The organism is Chryseobacterium arachidis (assembly GCF_900129245.1).
Classification (GTDB): domain Bacteria; phylum Bacteroidota; class Bacteroidia; order Flavobacteriales; family Weeksellaceae; genus Chryseobacterium; species Chryseobacterium arachidis.
Genome location: NZ_FQUT01000002.1, coordinates 56,771 through 78,059 on the forward strand (window position 1 = coordinate 56,771; position 21,289 = coordinate 78,059).

At 34.8% G+C, this 21,289-nt stretch carries 24 protein-coding genes; 5 read left to right on the top strand and 19 right to left on the bottom strand.

What is annotated here, in order from left to right; translation table 11 throughout:
- Positions 1 to 13: 13 nt before the first annotated feature.
- The 18 genes from BUA89_RS03910 to BUA89_RS04000 all read right to left on the bottom strand — a co-directional run bounded on the left by BUA89_RS03910 (position 14) and on the right by BUA89_RS04000 (position 14,421).
- Positions 14 to 841: an alpha/beta hydrolase gene (locus BUA89_RS03910; RefSeq protein WP_072953341.1), complete on the bottom strand. Its 828-nt coding sequence runs from the start codon at positions 839 to 841 to the stop codon at positions 14 to 16.
- 57 nt (positions 842 to 898) lie between these two features.
- Positions 899 to 1,477, bottom strand: coding sequence for a transposase (locus BUA89_RS03915; protein ID WP_072953342.1), 579 nt, complete (start codon positions 1,475 to 1,477; stop codon positions 899 to 901).
- Positions 1,478 to 1,542: 65 nt separating this feature from the next.
- Complete coding sequence (locus tag BUA89_RS03920) at positions 1,543 to 2,136, bottom strand: acyltransferase (RefSeq protein WP_072954228.1); 594 nt, start codon at positions 2,134 to 2,136, stop codon at positions 1,543 to 1,545.
- A 213-nt stretch (positions 2,137 to 2,349) separates the two neighbouring features.
- Positions 2,350 to 3,555 (bottom strand): 3-oxoadipyl-CoA thiolase, encoded by a 1,206-nt coding sequence (gene pcaF / locus BUA89_RS03925; protein WP_072953343.1) that lies wholly within the window; start codon positions 3,553 to 3,555, stop codon positions 2,350 to 2,352.
- 94 nt (positions 3,556 to 3,649) lie between these two features.
- Positions 3,650 to 4,063: a PaaI family thioesterase gene (locus tag BUA89_RS03930; RefSeq protein WP_072953344.1), complete on the bottom strand. Its 414-nt coding sequence runs from the start codon at positions 4,061 to 4,063 to the stop codon at positions 3,650 to 3,652.
- Between the two features lie 290 nt (positions 4,064 to 4,353).
- Positions 4,354 to 4,653, bottom strand: coding sequence for a hypothetical protein (locus tag BUA89_RS03940; protein WP_072953346.1), 300 nt, complete (start codon positions 4,651 to 4,653; stop codon positions 4,354 to 4,356).
- A 21-nt stretch (positions 4,654 to 4,674) separates the two neighbouring features.
- The gene (locus BUA89_RS03945; RefSeq protein ID WP_072953347.1) at positions 4,675 to 5,091 is read right to left on the bottom strand and encodes a hypothetical protein; all 417 of its coding nucleotides are present in this window, start codon (positions 5,089 to 5,091) and stop codon (positions 4,675 to 4,677) included.
- 2 nt (positions 5,092 to 5,093) lie between these two features.
- Positions 5,094 to 6,227 carry a 3-hydroxyacyl-CoA dehydrogenase NAD-binding domain-containing protein gene (locus tag BUA89_RS03950; RefSeq protein WP_072953348.1) on the bottom strand — a complete coding sequence of 378 codons (1,134 nt, stop codon included), beginning with the start codon at positions 6,225 to 6,227 and terminating at the stop codon, positions 5,094 to 5,096.
- Between the two features lie 40 nt (positions 6,228 to 6,267).
- Complete coding sequence (locus BUA89_RS03955) at positions 6,268 to 6,621, bottom strand: four helix bundle protein (protein ID WP_072953349.1); 354 nt, start codon at positions 6,619 to 6,621, stop codon at positions 6,268 to 6,270.
- Between the two features lie 35 nt (positions 6,622 to 6,656).
- Positions 6,657 to 7,457 (bottom strand): enoyl-CoA hydratase-related protein, encoded by an 801-nt coding sequence (locus BUA89_RS03960; RefSeq protein ID WP_072953350.1) that lies wholly within the window; start codon positions 7,455 to 7,457, stop codon positions 6,657 to 6,659.
- 79 nt (positions 7,458 to 7,536) lie between these two features.
- On the bottom strand, positions 7,537 to 8,001 hold the full coding sequence (gene paaD, locus BUA89_RS03965; RefSeq protein ID WP_072953351.1) for a 1,2-phenylacetyl-CoA epoxidase subunit PaaD: 465 nt from the start codon (positions 7,999 to 8,001) through the stop codon (positions 7,537 to 7,539).
- Between the two features lie 3 nt (positions 8,002 to 8,004).
- The gene (locus BUA89_RS03970; RefSeq protein WP_072953352.1) at positions 8,005 to 8,814 is read right to left on the bottom strand and encodes an alpha/beta hydrolase; all 810 of its coding nucleotides are present in this window, start codon (positions 8,812 to 8,814) and stop codon (positions 8,005 to 8,007) included.
- 3 nt (positions 8,815 to 8,817) lie between these two features.
- Complete coding sequence (paaC, locus tag BUA89_RS03975) at positions 8,818 to 9,567, bottom strand: 1,2-phenylacetyl-CoA epoxidase subunit PaaC (RefSeq protein WP_072953353.1); 750 nt, start codon at positions 9,565 to 9,567, stop codon at positions 8,818 to 8,820.
- 117 nt (positions 9,568 to 9,684) lie between these two features.
- Complete coding sequence (gene paaB / locus BUA89_RS03980; RefSeq protein WP_039364405.1) at positions 9,685 to 9,966, bottom strand: 1,2-phenylacetyl-CoA epoxidase subunit PaaB; 282 nt, start codon at positions 9,964 to 9,966, stop codon at positions 9,685 to 9,687.
- A 108-nt stretch (positions 9,967 to 10,074) separates the two neighbouring features.
- Positions 10,075 to 11,013 carry a 1,2-phenylacetyl-CoA epoxidase subunit PaaA gene (gene paaA / locus BUA89_RS03985; RefSeq protein WP_072953354.1) on the bottom strand — a complete coding sequence of 313 codons (939 nt, stop codon included), beginning with the start codon at positions 11,011 to 11,013 and terminating at the stop codon, positions 10,075 to 10,077.
- Between the two features lie 114 nt (positions 11,014 to 11,127).
- On the bottom strand, positions 11,128 to 12,213 hold the full coding sequence (locus tag BUA89_RS03990) for a 2Fe-2S iron-sulfur cluster-binding protein (RefSeq protein WP_072953355.1): 1,086 nt from the start codon (positions 12,211 to 12,213) through the stop codon (positions 11,128 to 11,130).
- Positions 12,214 to 13,530, bottom strand: a complete 1,317-nt coding sequence (locus BUA89_RS03995; protein WP_072953356.1) for a phenylacetate--CoA ligase family protein — start codon at positions 13,528 to 13,530, stop codon at positions 12,214 to 12,216.
- A gap of 312 nt (positions 13,531 to 13,842) precedes the next feature.
- A complete protein-coding gene (locus tag BUA89_RS04000) occupies positions 13,843 to 14,421 on the bottom strand; it encodes a TetR/AcrR family transcriptional regulator (RefSeq protein ID WP_072953357.1) in 579 nt (192 codons plus the stop codon).
- Positions 14,422 to 14,917: 496 nt separating this feature from the next.
- Here BUA89_RS04000 and clpB point away from each other — a divergent pair, with 496 nt between their 5' ends.
- Entirely contained in the window at positions 14,918 to 17,512 is a 2,595-nt protein-coding gene (clpB, locus tag BUA89_RS04010) for an ATP-dependent chaperone ClpB (protein ID WP_072953359.1), read from the top strand.
- A gap of 132 nt (positions 17,513 to 17,644) precedes the next feature.
- On the opposite strand, the gene BUA89_RS04015 is transcribed toward clpB, so the two are convergent.
- A complete protein-coding gene (locus tag BUA89_RS04015; protein WP_072953360.1) occupies positions 17,645 to 18,349 on the bottom strand; it encodes an FKBP-type peptidyl-prolyl cis-trans isomerase in 705 nt (234 codons plus the stop codon).
- Positions 18,350 to 18,540: 191 nt separating this feature from the next.
- Between BUA89_RS04015 and BUA89_RS04020 the strand changes: the two genes are divergently transcribed.
- Genes BUA89_RS04020 through BUA89_RS04035 form a run of 4 tightly spaced genes read left to right on the top strand, consistent with a single transcriptional unit; the run spans position 18,541 to position 21,173 of the window.
- Entirely contained in the window at positions 18,541 to 19,098 is a 558-nt protein-coding gene (locus BUA89_RS04020; protein WP_072953361.1) for a hypothetical protein, read from the top strand.
- 25 nt (positions 19,099 to 19,123) lie between these two features.
- A complete protein-coding gene (locus BUA89_RS04025; RefSeq protein WP_072953362.1) occupies positions 19,124 to 19,771 on the top strand; it encodes a hypothetical protein in 648 nt (215 codons plus the stop codon).
- Positions 19,750 to 20,535 carry a sensor histidine kinase gene (locus BUA89_RS04030; RefSeq protein ID WP_072953363.1) on the top strand — a complete coding sequence of 262 codons (786 nt, stop codon included), beginning with the start codon at positions 19,750 to 19,752 and terminating at the stop codon, positions 20,533 to 20,535. The genes BUA89_RS04025 and BUA89_RS04030 overlap by 22 nt, the downstream gene beginning before the upstream one ends.
- Positions 20,532 to 21,173 carry a response regulator transcription factor gene (locus tag BUA89_RS04035; protein ID WP_072953364.1) on the top strand — a complete coding sequence of 214 codons (642 nt, stop codon included), beginning with the start codon at positions 20,532 to 20,534 and terminating at the stop codon, positions 21,171 to 21,173. The genes BUA89_RS04030 and BUA89_RS04035 overlap by 4 nt, the downstream gene beginning before the upstream one ends.
- Positions 21,174 to 21,289 lie beyond the last annotated feature (116 nt).

Below are 21,289 nucleotides of genomic sequence, written 5' to 3' on the forward strand. Positions count from 1 at the left end.
GTGTTTTTAATTATTATTTCGGCTCCTGATACGGAAACAATTTCACCAGACCTTCATACAAACTTCTGTGAAGAATGGTTGCATGGTTATCCGTTTCCATCATTTTATATTCTACCGTCCAGTTTTTCTTATTGGATTTTTTCAGAACATCATATAAATCTTCTGCATCTTTTACCATCACCGGATGTTCGCCTTTCCCGACAGAAACATAAATAAATTTCTTCGTATCCTGAATTTTACTTAATAATTGAGGAGCCTGTTTTAAAAGACTTTCATCGTCCCACCACAAACTTGGACTGATGATAAAATAATTATTGAACATTTCAGGTTTTTTCAACAAAATTTCTGTTGCTAAAAGTCCGCCAAGAGACTGCCCAAACAAATATTTATCTGTCGTTTTGAATTGGCTTTCGATATAAGGTTTTAATTCTTTCTCTAAAAAACTGATGAATTTATCCGAATGTCCCGTTGTTGGATAATCTTTCTGTAAATCTTTTAAGTCGGTGTGAAAAGTAAAGTCTCTTTTTCTGTCGACATTAGCAATTCCGACCACGATTGTTTCCGGCATGGAATACATTTGATTGAAGAATTGTATTAAACCTGTAACGTGAATGAAATCTTCATTCATGCTTCCATCCAACAAATAGATGATCGGGTAAGATTTTGTTTTGTCGAAGTTTTGTGGAAGATAGATATTTAACATTCTCTCTTCGTTTAAAATTTTAGATTTTATGGTTCTGATTTCTCCAATAGTCAATGGTTTTACATTTTCAGTCTGGGCAAAAGCCACAGATTGAAATGTAAAAAGGATTGTGACGATAAGGAGAAGTTTATTTAACATGTTTTATTGTTTTGTGAAACCTAACGGGTTTTAAAAACCCGTTAGGTTTGATTCAGTTTATTCAAAATTTAAAAAATCATATTCAATATTGGATTGATGATAATTTCTAAAAACATTTAGAGAATCAAAATATTGCATGATTTCCATTCTTTCTAATTTACTTTCTTTTTCAGGATTTAGATATGAAATGTATGAAGAGTGCTTCCATTCATCAATTTTATTTACAAATCCATGATTAACCGGATTATTGTGAATATAATGTAAGACTTTCATTAAATATTTCTCATCCGTTACTTTCTTTCGTTTTATAGCATTTAGAAAAAGGGCACCCCTTCTTTCATACATCTTATTGAATGCTTTTGCATAAGAATTCAAAAAATCTCCAAATCTCTTCATTAAATATTTGTGTTGTTCATCAATATTTACACCTTCAAAATCTTTAAATCTTAATAATAAGTGAAAATGATTTGGCAATAAACAATATGAATAAATGTCCGCAATCGGAAGAATATATTTATCTAACTGCTTCAGAAAAAATTGATAGTTGGTCTCTTCACGAAAAATCAATTCCTTTCCATTTACATGAGAAAAAATATCATAAACAGAGTCAAACTCAAAACTTTCTGTATTAATCATTTTGCTTTTATTGGGAAACCTAACGGGTTTTAAAAACCCGTCAGGTTTGGGTTCTTTAATAAAAATTATTTCACATCATCCCAAATGCTGTAATCAACAATTTTCGTAGGAATCTGCTGAACATATTCTGTAAAAGGTTCGCAAGGCAAAATCGCGTTCTTCCCTTCTCTTGCCAATTCCTGATACAATTTTGTTCCTTCCGTTTTCCATTTAATCATTTCATCAGAAACATCACGAATGATCTTTGCAGGGCTTCCAACAATCAGTTTTCTTGGTTCACATTTGAAATTGGCCGGAACAAAAGCTAAAGCTCCGATGATACATTCGTCACCGATAACTGCTTTATCCATCACCACTGAGTTCATTCCCACCAAGCAATTTTTACCGATATGACCTGAGTGAATAATTGCTCCATGACCAATATGTGCCGATTCTTCCAAAATGGTTTCTATCCCCGGAAAAACGTGAAGCGTACAGTTTTCCTGAACATTTGCACCGTCTTTCACAATAATTTTACCCCAGTCGCCACGAATTACCGCGTTGGGACCGATGTAAACTTCTTCGCCGATTTCAACATTTCCGATAATCACCGCTTGCGGATGGACGTAAGCGGAAGGTTTTATTATTGGACGAATTCCGTGGTATGAGTAAATATTCATAATTTTAATTTGAAAATTTGAGAATGAGTTAATTTGAAAATTATTTTTAACGCAAAGTCCGCAAAGTTTTTTTTGAAAATTTTCTTGCATACTTTTCGTTCGCAAAGGCGTTTCACTCAGCAAAGGCTAAACGTTAAATTAACGAGCTAATTTGAGAAATGAGAATGTGTTCTGAATGGCATTTTCAAATTCTCAAATTAGCACATTTTCAAATTAAACCCTTTCAATTACCATTGCATACCCTTGTCCGACACCGATACAAAGCGTACACAATGCATATTTTTTATCTTGTTTTTGGAGTTCTATTGCGGCAGAACCAACGATTCTGGCTCCGGAAACTCCAAGTGGATGACCGATTGCGATTGCTCCTCCGTTTGGATTTACTCTTGAATCGTCATCTTTTAATCCTAAAGTTCTTGTTACTGCTAAAGCCTGAGCAGCAAATGCTTCATTCAATTCGATGATATCCATATCGTCTAATGAAAGATTCAGTCTTTTTAATAATTTCTGAGTTGCTTCCACAGGTCCGATTCCCATGATTCTTGGTTCAACACCTGCAACGGAAGATCCTAAAATTTTAGCTTTAGGTTTTAAACCATATTTTTTTACAGCTTCTTCACTTGCCAAAATTAAAGCAACTGCTCCGTCATTCATTCCGGATGCATTTCCTGCCGTTACTGTTCCTTCTTTTCTGAAAGCCGGACAAAGCTTTCCTAATCCTTCCATAGATGAAGTCGGTTTGATAAATTCATCTGTATCGAAGATTTTCGGTTCGCCTTTTCTTTGAGGAATTTCAACTTTTACGATTTCTTCTGCCAATCTTCCGCTTTCCTGAGCTTTGGTAGCTTTCTTTTGAGACCAAAGGGCAAATTTATCCTGATCTTCACGGCTGATGTTGTGAATTTCAGCAAGATTTTCTGCAGTGTCTCCCATAGTATCCACTCCATACATTTCTTTCATTTTAGGATTCACAAATCTCCAACCGAAAGTGGTATCAAACATCTGACTGTCTCTACCGAAAGCTGCGCTTGGTTTTGACATCACGTAAGGTGAACGCGTCATATGTTCTACTCCACCTGCGATGTAAATTTCACCTTCACCAGCAGCAATCGAACGGAAAGCATTGGCTACAGCAGACATTCCTGAAGCACAAAGTCTATTTACGGTTTCTCCCCCTATTTTATATGGAAGTCCAGCTAATAAAAGTCCCATTCTTGCTACGTTTCTGTTATCTTCTCCTGCCTGATTGGCGCACCCGAAAATAACATCCTCGATTTCCTCAACAGGAACTTCTGGATTTCTTGCTACGACTTCTTTGATAACAATTGCTGCCAAATCGTCGGCACGAACTTCTGAAAGACCACCAGATAATTTTGAAATAGGTGTTCTTACATAGTCTATGATATATACGTTGTTCATTTTATTTAATTGAAAATGTGTTAATTTGAGAATTTGAAAATGAAATAAAGCATTAAAAATAATTTTTAAATTGCATCATTTTCAAATTTTCAAATTATAATTCTATTACTTTTTTTCCTATTTTGTAAACTGTTCCAACAAATTTTGCAATCAATTCTTCGTTTTGATTGGTGATTTTAATGTCGTAAACAGCCGTTTTTCTGGTATCATTTACCAAAATACTTTCCGCTCTAAAAATATCTCCTTCTTTTCCGGCTTTGGTAAAATTGATAATGCAGTTTAGCGCAACCGCAGCATCTCCGGAATTGTTGGACGAAAATGCCAATGCAGAATCTGCAAAAGCAAACGTAACGCCTCCATGAACCGTCTTTAGTCCATTGATCATTTCTTTCTTAATGGGCATTTCTATTAAACAATAGTTTTCTTTTACTTCGATCAGTTTAATATTCATCCATTGGGAAAACTCATCCTGATCGAACATATATTCTGCAACCTGTCTCGGGTTCATTTATTTTTATTTAATTTTTTAAATTTTATAACATCCTTCCAAGTATAATCTCTGCCGTCTAAAATGAAGAAAGCGAGAAAGACAAAGACGAAATAAAATACAAGACCGTATATATTCATGCTTTTTTCATCATCCCATTTAAAATAATAAAATAGGATTCTAATAAGAAAAAAAGCAACACTAAAAATGATTGCGTTCATGAGAGATCTCAAAAAGTTTTTCTTTGTGAAAATTCTTTCAAGCATAGTTTTAATACTTTATTTGTTACTAAAAGAGTATTTAAATCTGCGTTATTTCTTCATGTAATCATCAACCAATTTGTCATAAATACTCATGGTTTTACCAAGAATTATCTGTTCATACGTAAGGTTTTCAGAATGTAACGGATTTTCCGTTTGGTATGGAACATTTAAATCGATTCCGTCTTCATTCGCAATTCTTTTAATCAGCTCTTTATATTTTTCATTGAATTTCCCTAACACTTCCAGTTTTTCCTGATAATCATCTATTAAAGAAAGCTCTTGAATGATGTATTCTTTTTCAATTAGAAGTCTTGTTTCTAATTCAGCTCTGAAACTCTCAATATTCATTAAAATTATTATTCAATTTTTTTAATAATCATCAGCAATTAAAAAAAGTTTGTTCTCATTTTGTATCACCGATTTACATATTTTCTTTACCTCATCATATTCCCTTCCGAATAATTTTTCATCAACTTGACTTACATTTTCTGTGAGGTAATTATAAAATCCTTCGACATCAACAATTAGCTCTTCTTTTTCAGAAGCCCAACCTGTCATTTTGTATTCTCTCGAATAATTATATTTATAGATTGTGCTTTCTTGGGAATAATTTAGGTAGTCATTATTTAAATTCATTACTAAATCAAAAGCATTAGTTGTTAAAATTAATTCAATAATGATATTATTAACATCATCTTTTTCTCTCAGTATAACTTCTCCTAATCCAAAAGCAAAATGCTTCTGCCAATCAGATAACAAATCTATTCTAAGAGTTTTATGCTTCATAATTAAATAAGCTTTTTCAATAACGGACTTTGTCTATACCTTTCTTCCTGATATTCTTCATAAAGATTATGCAGGGTTTCAGAGATTTTTGCATATCCGATTTCTTTTCCCCAAGCCAATAATCCTTTTGGATAATTTACGCCTTTCTGCATTGCCAATTCTAAATCTTCATCGTTGGCAACTCCTAATCTTTTTGCTTCAACTGCTTCATTGATCAACATTGAAATAATTCTCAAAAATATTTGTTGGTAAAGAGCATCGTCCTTTTCGGCAACAGGCTTTTCTGCTCCTTCAGCATAATCGTAGAACCCTTTTCCTGTTTTTCTACCGTGAAGTTTTGCTTCAGACATTCTTTGTTGAAGAAGAGATGGTTTGTATTTCGGATCGTAGAAGTATTCGTTATAAACTGTTTTTGTTACGGAGAAATTTACATCAACACCGATCAAATCCATTAATTCAAAAGGTCCCATTTTGAAGTTTCCGATTGTTTTCATGGCTTCATCTACCTGTTCTACTGTTGCGATATTTTCTTCAACCAATCTCAAACCTTCTCCATAGTAAGGACGAGCGATTCTGTTAACGATAAATCCGGGAATATCTTTCGCAATAACCGGAGTTTTGCCCCAATCTTTCATCAGATTGTAGATTTTTTCCGCTAAAGATTTTTCTGTTAATAAAGATGGAATCACCTCAACCAAAGGCATCAAAGGAGCCGGATTGAAGAAGTGAATTCCGATGAAACGCTCCGGTTTCTGTAATTCCGCACCGAGAGAGGTAATGGAAATGGATGATGTATTTGAACCAATCACACAGCTTTCTGAAACGTGTTTCTCTAATTCTGTGAAAACTTTGGTTTTAATTTCTTTGTTTTCGATGATAGCTTCAATGATCAATTCACAATCTTTGAAGTCCTTCAATTCTGTAGCAATGGAAATATTTGCTAAAATTTCAACCATTTTTTCTGATGAAATCCTTTGTTTATCAACCAATTTGGTTAATGTTTTTTCCAAACCTACGGTTGCCGTTTCTACTTGTTTCGGATTGGCGTCGTACACCCAAACCTTGCATCCGTTCGTTGCGGCTACTTGTGCAATGCCGATCCCCATTGTTCCGGCACCGATAATTCCTACATTCATATTTTAAATTTGAAAATTTTAAAATGAGTTAATTTAAAAATTATTTGAGCTTCGAACTTGAAATAATTTTAGACAGAATTAATAGAATTTCTTTTAAATCTGAAATTAATTTTTCGTTTGGAGATTTCAAATACGGAGATTTTAAACACAACAAAAGCCAATATTCTGTTTCATCAGCTTCTTTAGCAGCAATCTTTAATTTATGAATAAAATCTGCTTTGCTTTCTGCATTTTGAGCCTCTCTTACATTTGCTCCAATCGAAGTCCCTGATTTAAAAATTTGATTTGCCAAAGGAAACTTTTTAGCTTCATACAAATCTTCTGAAAATTCAATAATGTTTAATGCAAAATCAAAAGTCTTATTTACAATAATATTTTCTTTATCATCCCTCATTTTCAAATTCTCAAATTAACTCATTCTCAAATCAATTATCTTCCTTTATAATTAGGTTTTCTTTTTTCTAAAAAGGCACTTACTCCTTCTCTGAAATCTTCTGTTTCTGCAGCTTCCTGTTGCAAATCCCCTTCTAATTCCAGTTGTTCTTTCAGGGTATTATTGTAAGAAGCAGCGAATGCTTTTTTAGTTAATTTAAGTCCAACAGTTGGCATATTTGCTGTCTTTTCTAAAATTTCTAATGATTTAGAAGTGAATTCTTCTTCAGAGAAAACTTCCGCTACCAAACCATAAGATTTTGACTCTTCCGCAGATAACTTTTTGCCCGTAAATGCCAAATAATTCGCCAATTGTCTTCCCAATAACTTTGGTAAGAAATAGGTACCTCCGGTATCAGGAATCAATCCGATATTGGAGAATGCCTGAGCAAAATATGCTTTTTCAGAAGCTAATACGAAGTCACAGATCAGTGCCAACATTGCTCCGGCTCCTACCGCAGGACCATTCACCAAAGCAACAACAGGCTTTTTGCAACGTGTAATTTCCATTACCAGAGGATTATAATAATCAGTTACAATTCTCCTGATAATATCATCGTCGTGATGTTCATTTCCCTGAACAAACGCATCATCCAAGTTCTGACCGGAACAAAAAGCCTTTCCTCTTCCAGAAATCGCCACACATCTTACAGTAGGGTCATTACTACATTCTTTTACAAAATCTTTCAAATCTGCCAATGAAGGTTTTGTCAACGCATTCATTGTTTCAGGCTGATTGAGATAAGCAATTTTTAGCTTTCCATCGAAATGTGATTCAATATCAAGTTGTGTGTACATAGGTTATAATTTTTTAATTTGAAAATTAGATAGTTTGAAAATTTTTAACACAGTACCAATTTACTCATTTTCAAATTGATTAATGACATTTAAAATAATCAAAAGGCTCTAAACAGTCTAAGCACTGATACGAAGCCTTACATAGCGTAGACCCAAATCTGCTGATCTGTTTGGTATGTTCGGAACCGCAACGAGGACATTTTTTAGGTTTCCCAATGTGATGTTCGTCGGCTCCTTTTTCGGGAGGTGTGATTCCGTAAGCACGAAGTTTTTCTCTCGCTTCATCTGTCAGCCAATCTGTTGTCCAAATCGGAAACATTTTGGTAATTACTTTTGCCTCCCAACCGTTTTCTCTCATCATTTTGATGATGTCTTCTTCAATCGTGAACATCGCCGGACAAGCAGAATACGTAGGCGTAATTGTAACTTCACAAGTTTTTTCACCTGTAATATTTGCTTCTCTCACGATACCCAATTCCACAATATCAATGACTGGAATTTCCGGGTCTGGAATGGTTTTTAATAAATCTAAAAGCTGATTCATATTTTAATTGTTATCAAAATCAAGGATTTTTTTCATTGAATTCTGATAATCCAAATTATCTGTTATTCCGTTATGTGACTGATCTTTTAAAATAATCAGCGTGTCTCCTTTTTTAAAATTATTTTTAATCTTTAAAGAAGCTTTATAATTAATAACCTCATCTTTATCTCCATGAAAAATAATCACAGGCGACTTAACGGTTTTTAAATATTCATTGGTTTCAAAATTATATTTTAGCAAAAACTTCGGGAGAAACGAAAATTTTTGACTCATTTCATCTTCAATACTGAAATAAGGCGCCTGTAAAATCAACAATTTTGCATTTTTCTGCGATGCTAATTTTGAAGCCAAACCCGGCCCAAGCGAATATCCTAAAATTATAATTTTGTTTTCTGGGTATCTTTTCGCAAGTTCATCATAAGCAAGTTCAACATCTGAAAATAATTGATCCTTGCTACTGATTTTATCCTCACTTTTTCCGTAACCCCTGTAATCCAATATGAAAACATCGTAATTCATACTGTTGTAAAATTCGGCTACTTTACCCCAACCATTTATAGAACCCCCGTTTCCGTGAAGGTAAAAAATTACCCCTTCCGGATCTTGAGATTTAAATAAAACTGAGTTTAATTTCTTTTGATCTTTTGTATGAATGATGATTTCTTCAAAGTTATTTTTAAAATTAAATGAATAATTTTCTGCTAACTTCTCAGGATAAAAAATTAATTTTTCCTGATAGAAAAACACACCCACACAAAGCGCAACATACGCCAAGAGAAAAAAAGCAAAGATTCCCAGCAACATTCGTTTCATTTCCTACCAAGTACATCCCGGATACGCTCTCTGCATATACTGCAATTCACAAAGAATATATCCAAAATATTCTGTATGATAGCCCGTTCTTGATTTTGGCTGCATGAAAGGATTTGTAGGATGTTCTAATTGGAAATCTGCAAAGTCTTTTTTTGTAATTGCAACAAATTCCTCATAAAGCACATCTGTATTCGGAGCAATATTTAAAGCTACCAAATCATCTTCTCCTTCTGTTTTTGCGAATAAACCTTTTGTGTATTCCCAAATATTTTCAATTGCCTTTTCAAGACGAGACTTACTTTCTTCAGTTCCCTGAGCGAAAATTTTCATCCAAGAGGCAGCGTGAGTATAATGATATCTCACTTCTTTCAAAGATTTCTGAGCAATAGCAGAAAGTTCTTCATTAGTAGAATTTGATAACGCTTCGTACATCAATTTCTGATACACTGCGAAAACGTAAACTTTTAAAATCGTCTGGGCATAATCTTCGTTTGGAAGTTCTGTCCAGTGCGCATTTACATATTCGTGTTCGTATCTTAAAAATGCCAAGTCATCTTCACTTTTACCGTTATCAATCACCCTTGAAGCATAAACATAAAAGTTATTTGCCTGACCAAGTTCATCCAACGCGATGTTCGTTAATGCAATATCTTCCTCCAAATAAGGACCTTCACCGCACCACGCAGACAAACGCTGTCCCATAATGAAACTGTCGTCTGCTAGTTTTAATAAATAATTATATAATGGGTTCATTATTTTTTAATTTGAAAATTATGCAATTTGAAAATTTGAGAATTAGGCAATTTGAAAATTAATACACAGTATTGGCATTTTCAAATTAGCACATTAACTCATTTTCAAATTATTAATCTACATATTTTTTACATCGTTTGGAATATCGTAGAATGTCGGATGACGATACAATTTATCATCAGCTGGATCGAAGAAGGCTTCTTTATCCACTCCTTCCGAAGTCACGATATATTTGCTTGGAACTACCCAAACAGAAGTCCCTTCTTTTCTTCTTGTATAAACATCTCTTGCGTTCTGCAAAGCCATTTCTGCTGTTGGCGCCTGTACAATTCCAACATGTTTGTGAGATAATCCCGGTTTAGTCTGAATAAACACTTCCCACATATCTAAATTTGCCATAATTAATTTGAAAATTAGGTAATTTGAAAATTTGAGAATTAGGCAATTTGAAAATTTATACACAATGATGGCATTTTCAAATTAGCACATTTTCAAATTAGCACATTATTATATTACTTCTTTTTGTTGTTTTTCCGCGAAAGCTGCCGCTGCCTCTTTTACCCAAGAATTTTCTCTTTGAGCTTTTCTCTTGGTTTCAATACGCTTTTTGTTGGCAGGACCGTTTCCTTTCAAGATTTCCATAAATTCATCCCAAGGAAGCTCTCCGAAATCGTAATGTTGTCTTTCTTCATTCCATTTCAGATCTTTATCCGGAATCGTTAATCCTAAAAATTCAGCCTGAGCAACCGTAACATCGATAAATCTCTGACGAAGACTGTCGTTACTTTCTCTTTTCACTCTGTAGTTCATAGAAATTTTAGAGTTTGGAGAGCTGTCATCATTTGGACCAAACATCATTAAAGCCGGCCACCAGAAACGGTTTAAAGAAGCCTGAGCCATTTCTTTCTGCTGTTTTGTTCCACGGCAAAGCGCCATTAAAATCTCGTAACCCTGTCTTTGGTGGAAAGATTCTTCTTTACAAATTTTCACCATTGCTCTTGAATAAGGACCATAAGAATTCCCCATCAACATTACCTGATTCATGATTGCTGCACCATCAACCAACCAACCGATCGCACCGATATCTGCCCAACTTAGCGTCGGATAATTGAAAATACTTGAATATTTTGCTTTTCCTTCCAACATATCTTCGTAAGTCGCATCTCTATCCGCTCTTATTGTTCCATTTCCTAGAGTTTCAGTCGCAGAATAAAGGTATAAACCGTGACCTGCTTCATCCTGAACTTTAGCCAAAAGAGCCATTTTTCTTCTCAACGAAGGTGCTCTGGAAATCCAGTTCGCTTCCGGCAACATTCCGACAATTTCAGAATGCGCGTGCTGTGAAATCTGACGAACCAATAATTTTCTGTAATCATCGGGCATTACGTCTTTTGGTTCTACTTTATTTTCGTCGTGTACGTATTGTACAAATTTTTCTAAATCCATAATTTTTTAATTTGAAAATTAATTAATTTGAAAATTTGAGAATTAGGCAATTTGAAAATTAAAACACAATCATGGCATTTTCAAATTAGCACATTGACTCATTTTCAAATTGATTTAAACATCATAATTAAGCATCACCACATTCGTTGTCGGGTGACATTGACAGGTAAGAACGTAACCTCTGGCTACTTCTTCTTCGGTAAGCGCGTAGTTTTTTTCCATGAAAACTTCACCTTCCAAAACTTCGGCTTTACACGTACAACAAACTCCTCCTTTACAAGCGAAAGGTACAGGAAGATTGTCTTTCAATGCTTTATCTAAGATACTCTCTTTTTTTGAATTCAGGTGAAACGAATATTCATCATCGTCGATGATTACCGTTACCATACTTTCGATATTCGCAATGGCTTTGAATTCGTCGCTCATTTCCTCCGTATTTTCTTCGTCAGGAGCGGTGAAATATTCAAATAAAACCTGGATTGCCGGTACTTTTTTATCTTTCTTTAAATAATCTGCAATTCCTTTAATCATTTCTGAAGGTCCGCAAATGAAATAAGTCGCTTCTTTTACATCAATATCGGTATATCTTTCAAATAAAAGTTCCAGTTTTTCAGGAGAAATTCTTCCTTCGAAAATCGGGTCTTCATGCTGTTCACGACTTACTAAATAAACCACTTTCAACCTTCCATTGAACTGTTCAACCAACTTATCGATCTCAGCCTTTTTCATCACATGATTCATGCTTCTGTTGCTGTAAAACAAATAAGCGTTTGAATTCGGTTCCTGGTAAAGACTTTCTTTGATATTCGACAAAACTGGAGAAATTCCACTTCCTGCTGCCAAACCAACGTACGTTTTCACGTTTGTCGGGTGATAAGATGTGTTAAAACCACCCATTGGAGGCATTACTTCAAGAATTTCATCCATATGAAGATGCTCGTTGAAATAACCGGAAACTTTTCCACCTTCCAACAACTTCACCAAAACTTCCAGCGTGTTGCTTTTCTCGCTCGGCGCATTGCAGATAGAATAAGAACGTCTTTCCTCATTTCCGTCGATCATCATTCGGAAATTAAGATACTGTCCCTGCTTGAACCTGAATTTGTCTTTCAGCTCCTCAGGAATTTCAACGGCTACATTCACTGCATCGCTGGTATCTTTCTGAACTTTTACAGTTTTAAGTTTATAAAATGAATTCATTTATTTTTTAAGTATTCTGTTAATTTTTCCGCCTTCACATTTCGGAAGACTATCCTGAGCGTGGATTTTCACTTTTGTAGTAATTCCTACCCTCTTTTTAATCTCGTTTTCTATGCTTTTTCCAAAGTTTCCGACAAAAATAGCATAATCGTCGGTATTTTGATTTAAATTTTTAGAAGCGATCAATTCATCATCAATTTCAACATCAATATCCAGCGCCACACACATCTGTTCTTTTTCAATCGGGGTTAAATAATAGTTCGGAACCACTCCTTCCACATGAGAAAATGCTTCTTCAATCTGGCTTGGATATACATTTACCCCTCTTACAATCAGCATATCATCTGCTCTTCCGAGAATTGGCTTCATTTTCACCATTGTTCTTTTACCACTTTCGTCATAATAAAGACTTGTAATATCATTTGTCCAGTACCTTAAAAGCGGCATTGCTTTCTTCGTTAAAGTGGTAATAACCAAAACACCTTCTTGTCCAAACGGAACCGGTTCTTTCGTAACCGGGTCTAAAATTTCAGGATAAAAATGATCTTCCCAAATATAAGCTCCGCCTTTTTCCTCAAAATCTTCCATTGAAACTCCGGGACCGATAATTTCACTTAAACCATAAATATTGGTTGCATGAACGCCCAATCTTTCTTCGATATGATGTCTGATAATTTCTGTCCAAGGTTCCGAACCTAAAACAGCATATTTTAAACTGATTTCGTCCGCAGAAATTCCTCGTTTTGCAAATTCATCAGCTAATGTTAAAGCATAAGATGGCGAACAGCAGAGAACTTCAGGTTGAAAATCTATAATTAAATCGACTTGTCTTGAAGTCATTCCTCCTGAAATCGGCAGAACGCTCATTCCTAATTTTTCTGCTCCGTAATGTAATCCCAATCCGCCTGTGAAAATCCCATAACCATAAGCATTGTGCAACTGCATTCCCGGTTTTGCTCCCGCCGCGTTCAAAGATCTCGCCACTACTTCGCTGAATAAATCAACATCTTCTTTTGTATATCCTACCACCGTCGGCTTTCCTGTTGTTCCGCTTGAACAGTGAATTCTTTGCAGTTCATTTTTGGGAACCGTGAATAATCCGAACGGGTAATTATCTCTTAAATCCTGTTTGTAAGTAATCGGAAGTTTCGTAATATCTTCGATCGACCTTATATCTTGTGGAGATATTCCGAGTTCATTAAATTTTCCTTTATAAAATTCCGACTTCTCCCCAAGATAGTCTACCAATTTCGCCAATCGCTCAGATTGAAGCTTTCTCAATTGATCGAGCTTTAGATATTCAACATCAAAATCCATAACTAACTAACATTTGTTAGGTGTAAATTTAAAAAGATTTTGGAACATGGCAAAATTTTTATGACTTTCATCATATTTTGAATAATTCTAAATAGTTGAGGGTAAGATTTAGATTGAGTTTAAGGAAGATTCTACGTTGAATTTGTCATTCAGAACGAAGCAAAGTAGAGTGAAGAATCTTTTTAAAGCATTAAATAATAGATTTCTCCTTCGTTGAAATGACAGTTTGCAACATAGTTTTGTCATTCAGAGTAGAATGACAAACCAACTGTTTAAATATAGAGATTCTTCCTTCGTCAGAATGACAATTGATTACTGTTTATGATTTCCCAACAATCCAAAAAGAACTTTATCCCTTATTTCATCGGTAACTTCAGAACCTGATTCGATATTTCTCTTAAACCAAAAATAGGAATTGTTTAAGGTATGAAGAATAAATCTTGTCGTAAAGGCCGGAGATTTAAGTTCCCAATTTTCTGCCTTATAGATTTCAGAAATTAGATCTTCAACTTCCTGCTGGTAATTTTTTCTGAGCTCAACAAATTCAGGAAGCCTTTCTTCCAAATGTTTCCATTCGTTGGAATAAATATGAGTAACGTCACGGTTTTTAAGAACAACCGATAAATGTTTATCAATAAAAAGATTAAGTTTTTCCTTTGGCGGAATATTGGTGCTTTTTACCTCCTGAAGTTCATCGAAAAATTCCTGAGCGATACCAAAACAAATCCATTCCAGAATTTCTTCCTTTGAACGGATGTGCGCATACAAGGAAGCTGCCTTAATATTGAGTTTCGTTGCCAAATCTCTCACAGAGCTGCCCATATACCCTTTCTCCTTGAAAAGTTCTACCGCAACGTCTAATATTTTTCTTTGTTTTTCTTTTAACTCCATGTGATAATCGCAAAAGTACTTATTTTGATTTTAATATTTGATCTTGAAGAGATGATTTTTAAACTTGGGAACTTTCAAGCTAAGAACGTTCTTATTGTCATTCTGACAAAGAAGAATCTCAACTTTATTATCAGAGATTCTTCACCATTAAGAATGACAGTACCCCTTAAGATAACGTGTTTTTTTGAATTAAGCCCAATCGGACTGTTCTTCCGATAAATTTATTCGAATTTACGTGAATCGGAAATTTTGTCTTTCAAAAACTATCTAAAAATTAATAATTCGGAAAATATGTCCATTATTTTTAAAAATTCAATAATTGAACACTTTTTGCGATATACCCATCAGAATTAAATGATTAAATAAGATTGAAGACATCAGAAATTAGAAATCTGATTTTAAAAATTAACATTTATTAGACTCTTATGGTCTGAAATCTGATGTCTAAAATCTAAAACCAAAAGCTAAATAATAAAGAATCAAAAATATACAAAATATGAACTTAAACCAATATACAGTAAAATCACAGGAAGCCATCCAGGCTGCTCAACAAGTGGCGATGGAATTTGGTAACCAGCAAATAGAACCTCAACATCTCTTGGAAGGAATTTTTCAGGTAGATGAAAATATATCGCCTTTCTTATTGAAAAAATCTGAAGCAGATGCTGCTTTAGTAAGAGAGCGCAACCGTGAAAATTTAGAAAAACTTCCCAAAGTACAGGGAGGAAACATCTATCTTTCACAATCAGCAAACAAAGTTTTGCTTGATGCACCTAATATCGCTAAAAAAATGGACGATGAATATGTAACGATTGAACATTTATGGCTTTCCCTTTTAGAAACCAATTCAGAAGTTTCGAAAATGCTGAAAGATATGGGCGTTACAAAAAGCCTTTTGGAAGGCGGAATTAAAGAATTGAGAAAAGGCTCGAAAGCAACTTCTGCAAGTTCAGAAGAAACTTATCAGTCTTTAAATAAATATGCTAAAAACTTTAATGAATTAGCTGCAGAAGGAAAACTCGATCCTGTAATCGGACGTGATGAAGAAATCCGAAGAGTTTTGCAAATTCTTTCAAGAAGAACAAAGAACAATCCGATTCTGATTGGTGAACCCGGTGTTGGTAAAACTGCTATCGCTGAAGGAATTGCCCACAGAATTATCAGCGGAGACGTTCCTGAAAACCTAATGGATAAGACTTTATATTCATTGGATATGGGAGCTTTGATCGCCGGTGCCAAATACAAAGGTGAGTTTGAAGAGCGTCTAAAATCTGTTGTGAATGAAGTCATCAAATCAGATGGACAAATCATTCTTTTCATCGACGAGATCCATACTTTGGTGGGAGCCGGAGGCGGTGAAGGTGCGATGGATGCAGCGAATATTTTGAAACCAGCTTTAGCAAGAGGAGAATTAAGAGCGATCGGTGCAACGACTTTGAACGAATATCAAAAATATTTTGAAAAAGATAAAGCGTTGGAAAGACGTTTCCAGAAAGTGATGGTGGAAGAACCGGATACTGAATCAGCAATTTCCATCCTTCGTGGAATTAAAGATAAATATGAAGCTCACCACAAAGTAAGAATCAAAGATGAGGCGATTATTGCAGCAGTGGAAATGTCTCAACGATATATTTCGGACCGATTTTTACCGGATAAAGCGATCGATTTGATTGATGAGGCTTCTGCAAAACTGAGAATGGAAATCAATTCAAAACCTGAGGAACTAGATGTTTTAGATAGAAAGCTGATGCAGATGGAAATTGAATTGGCTGCGATTTCAAGAGAGGGAAATCAGACGAAAATAGATCATTTGAAGGAAGATATTGCAAAAATTTCTGAGCAAAGAAATGAAATCAATGCTAAATGGTTGAAAGAAAAACAAAAATCTGAGGATTTAACACAGATTAAAAAAGATATAGAATCTCTGAAATTAGAAGCAGAAAGAGCTTCAAGAGCAGGAGATTATGCAAAAGTAGCGGAAATTCAATATGGAAAACTTCGTGAAAAAGAAGAAGAGCTTGGAAAACTTGAACTTGAAATGCAAAATCATCAGAATGAATTAATTAAAGAAGAAGTAACTTCTGAAAACATCTCTGAAGTGATTGCAAAATGGACAGGAATTCCTGTAACCAAACTCCTTCAATCTGAAAGAGAAAAATTATTAAGTCTTGAAACCGAATTGCACCATAGAGTTGTTGGTCAAGATGAAGCGATCACAGCTGTTGCAGATGCCATCCGAAGAAACAGAGCGGGATTAAGTGACGATAAAAAGCCAATCGGTTCGTTCTTATTCTTAGGAACTACCGGAGTCGGAAAAACAGAGCTAGCAAAAGCATTGGCAGAGTTTTTATTTGATGATGAAAACAATATGACGAGAATTGATATGAGTGAATATCAGGAACGTCACAGTGTTTCGAGATTGGTGGGTGCGCCTCCTGGATATGTAGGTTATGATGAAGGTGGTCAGTTGACGGAAGCCGTAAGAAGAAGACCTTATTCCGTGGTGCTTTTAGATGAAATTGAAAAAGCGCATCCTGATGTTTTCAATACGTTGTTGCAGGTTTTGGACGACGGTCGTTTGACGGATAATAAAGGTAGAGTCGTGAATTTCAAAAACTCAATTATCATTATGACTTCGAATTTAGGTTCACACTTGATTCAGGAGAATTTTGAAAATATTACTGATGAGAATCAGGATGAAATTGTTGACAAAACAAAAGATGAGGTCTTTGATTTATTGAAACAGACGTTGCGTCCGGAATTCTTAAACAGAATTGATGAAGTGGTATTGTTCCAGCCTTTGAGAAAAAAAGAAATCGGAAAAATTGTTACCTATCAGTTGAGAGGATTCAATGATATGTTGGCAAAACGAAATATCATCATGACAGCAACACAAGACGCTGTAGATTATCTGATGAATAAAGGATACGATCCTGTTTTTGGAGCCAGACCATTGAAGAGAGTTATTCAGCAGGAAGTTTTAAACAAATTATCGAGAGAAATTCTTGCCGGAACCGTAAATGACGGTGACAGAATTACTTTAGATTATTTTGAAGAAACAGGTTTGGTTTTCAGACCTACAGAATTATAAGTAGTTTTTTTCATATATATTATTTTTGAAGAATTTCCGCAGACAAAAAATCTGCGGAAATTCTATTTTGTAATACATCATATATAAAATAAGCAAATTCCATTGTTGCCGATCTTACAATCAAAAGTATTTCTAGTTTATATTCACTAATTCTACATCAAAAATGATGGTAGCGCCTGCAGGAATTGCTGGTCCCGCACCGTTATCTCCATAAGCCAGATCCGAAGGAATGTAAAATCTGTATTTAGATCCTTTGCTCATGAGTTGAATACCCTCTGTCCATCCTTTAATTACCGCACCCAGATTAATATCCGCTGGTGCGCCTCCATTTTTGTCAGTAGAGTCGAAAACAGTTCCATCCAGAAGCTTTCCTGTATATTTTACCTGTACAACATCTGTAGCTTTAGGCTTTGTTTTACCATCACCTTCCTGCAACACTTCGTATTGTAAACCAGAAGCTGTGGTCTTCACTTTAGGGTTACTTTTATTTTTTGTAAGAAACTCCAGACCTTTTTTCTTATTTTCATCTGCCTGTAATCCCGATGCAGCCTGCTTTTTTTCATGCTGCTTCTGCATAAACTCCTGCATAAAGGCATCCATTTCTTCAGCCGGCATCAACTTTTTTCCTCCGTCCATTTCTTCTTTAATAGCCTGAGCCAAAAGATCTGCATCTACTTTGAAGCCTTCCTGTTTCATGTTTTGAGCAATACTTAGACCTATATAATAAGAAGCTTTTTGGTCATCCGTGTATTTGCTGTCTACTGTAGTCTCATCTTTCTTAGCACATGAAATACTAAAAATTGCTATGCAAAATAATGCGATAGTCTGTCTTTTCATTTGATAATTTATTGTTTATAATTAATGAATTAAATAATCGCTGCAAATCTATCCAAATTCTTTATAATTTTAATTAAAACTTACAATCCGTAAAAACCCCATAAATAAATAGGAAAAAACCGTGTCGTATTAACATAAAATTTTTCCGAAATTTGCACTACCAACTAACATTTTACTAAAAAACTAGCTTTATGAAAACAAAACCTAACTTAAGTCCGGAAGTTGATACACTCGAATTAGCTTCTGTCCCTAACACGATGACTTGCGAGTTCATTCAAGTCCTAATCGACAATTACAGAAAAAAGCAAATGGTTTGCGTTAATGAAAAATTAGGAATTCAGGATGCACATGCGATTCATTTTGATCTGGCGACTTTGAAAAAATTTATCTCAGATATTGAAGCAGAAACACAAAAGACCAATCCTGATCTTTCAGAAAAAGATTTAGGAATTAGGTTTTATTACGCCGCCTATCCAAAAGCAGATGAATGGGACATCATGCAAAACACGCCTATCACACAAGAATATGCAGAAAGACATACTTTGGTAATGGTTCCTACCATGAAGAAGGCAGATGAAAACGGTGAAATTCTGAACTACGATTTCAACCCTCTGGGATCATCGGCGAAAAGTAATGGTGAGATCTTAGCAATGGCTTCAGCAAGAAAAGGCGGGCTGCAAGGCGATATTGTTTCTCAAAACCACGGAACACTTTCTCCTCCAGCTGATCCAAAGGTAGAATCATTTTAATAATATTTTTTTAAATAAAAACACAATGAGTGAATTTCAGAAGGTTTTACAAGAATCTCTAATATGGATTGAAGGACTTACAGCCATTATTTCTCTGATATATTATTATCGGGTGAAAGATCAGTACTGGAGATACTTTTCATATTATTTGATTCTTATCTTTCTGTGCGAAGTGTTCGGGAAATGGGGACACCATTTGATTGATTATGATAAACCCACTTTTTTTAATTATTTTGTTATTCCGCTAGAATTTATATTCCTCTATTGGTTGTATGCTGCAAAATCATTTGGAAAACAAAAACTATTTTATACCTTATCAGCCTTATACCTGCTTTCCTATATTCCCAATGAACTATTTTTCAACATGAAAAAGATTATTTTCTCATTCAATTATACGTTTGGATGCCTTATCTTAATGGTTTTAGTCGTCATGGAATATTATAAACAGGTTAACTCCTCGGAAATTCTGAACTTCAGTAAAAACAGGATGTTCTATATCAATCTCGGAGTAACTTTATTTTATATCGGAACATTACCTTTCTGGACATTTTTCAGTCTCCTGAATGAATACAAAGAACTTTTTAATATATATTTTAATTATTTTCTGATTTCAGGAATTATGATGTATCTGCTATTTTCAACGTCAATTATATGGGGAAAACAGAATTATTAATAACGATCATTCTCTTCAACATATTTTTCCTGTTTTTTGTAGCTGCGGTGATGATCTATATCCGAAAGTACAAACAGCGTAAAAAGGAATATTTAAATGAAATTGAAGTAAAAAACGAAATTCACAAACGTGAGCTTCTGGCTACCCAATTGGAAATCCAGCAGGCCACCATGCAGCAGATAGGGAGAGAACTTCATGATAATATAGGACAGAAACTTACCCTCGTCAGCCTTTACACCCAACAGCTTTTATATGAAAATAAAGTTCCTGAGGTAAGCGAAAGAATCGAACAGGTATCACAGATCATCAATCAGTCCCTACAGGATTTGAGGAGCCTTTCAAAAACTTTAACAGACGACAATATTAATCAAAAGGAAATCGTAACTTTAATTCAGGAAGAAGTAGACAATACCAACAGTTTCAAAAAGTGTAAAATAAGTTTTGAACACAATTTTAAACAGCTTGATCTGGGATTTGTTCACAAGAATGTTTTACTCAGAATCACCCAGGAATTTATCCAGAACAGTATTAAACACGCCAACTGTAAAAATATTTTCATCAACCTGAATACCTCTGAGGAATCTCTTTGGGAACTCAATATTAAAGACGATGGTGTAGGATTCGACAAATCCAATACAAAATCAAACGGAATCGGCCTTACCAACATGAAAAACAGGGCCGAGATTATCGGGGCCAGTTTCAGCCTTGAAAGCCAGAAAAACATGGGGACTACGCTCAATATTATTTTAAAAAGACAGCCATGAAAAAAACGATAGTGATCGTAGATGATCACGTACTTATCGCAAAAGCATTAGAAGGAATTATTGATAATTTTAACGAATTTGAAGTTATTTACGTTGCAGAAAACGGGAAAGATCTGATTCAGAAATTCGAAAACAACAGCAAAATTCCGGATATCATTCTTTTAGACATCAGTATGCCTATCATGGATGGTTTTGAAACGGTACTTTGGCTCAAGGAAAATCATCCGGGTATTAAGGTAATGGCTCTAAGCATGCAGGGTGACGACAAAAGTGTCATTAAAATGATCAAGAACGGAGCCAAGGGATATCTTCTGAAAAATACCCACCCAAAAGAACTTGAAAATGCTCTGATAAAGCTCAATAACGATGGATTTTTCTATCCGGAATGGGCCTCAAAGATCATTTTTTCGAATATGAACAATGAAGATTCAGGAAACAATGTAAGGATATCCGACCGCGAAAAAGAATTTTTGAAATACACCGTAACCGAACTCAGCTACAAAGAAATTGCCGACAAAATGTGCTGTAGCCCAAGAACTGTGGAAAGCTACAGAGATCAGCTTTGTGATAAATTAGATTTAAAAACCCGTGTAGGTCTTGCTGTTTTTGCCATCAAGAATGGCTTTGCAGAATCTTAATTTACAAAATACATTCACTCATATTTTAACTTTAAATGAATCCTTTTCTCTCATGGAAAGGATTTCATTCTATTTTGAAATCCTATTAAAAACAACTTTACTTATCATAAAAACAA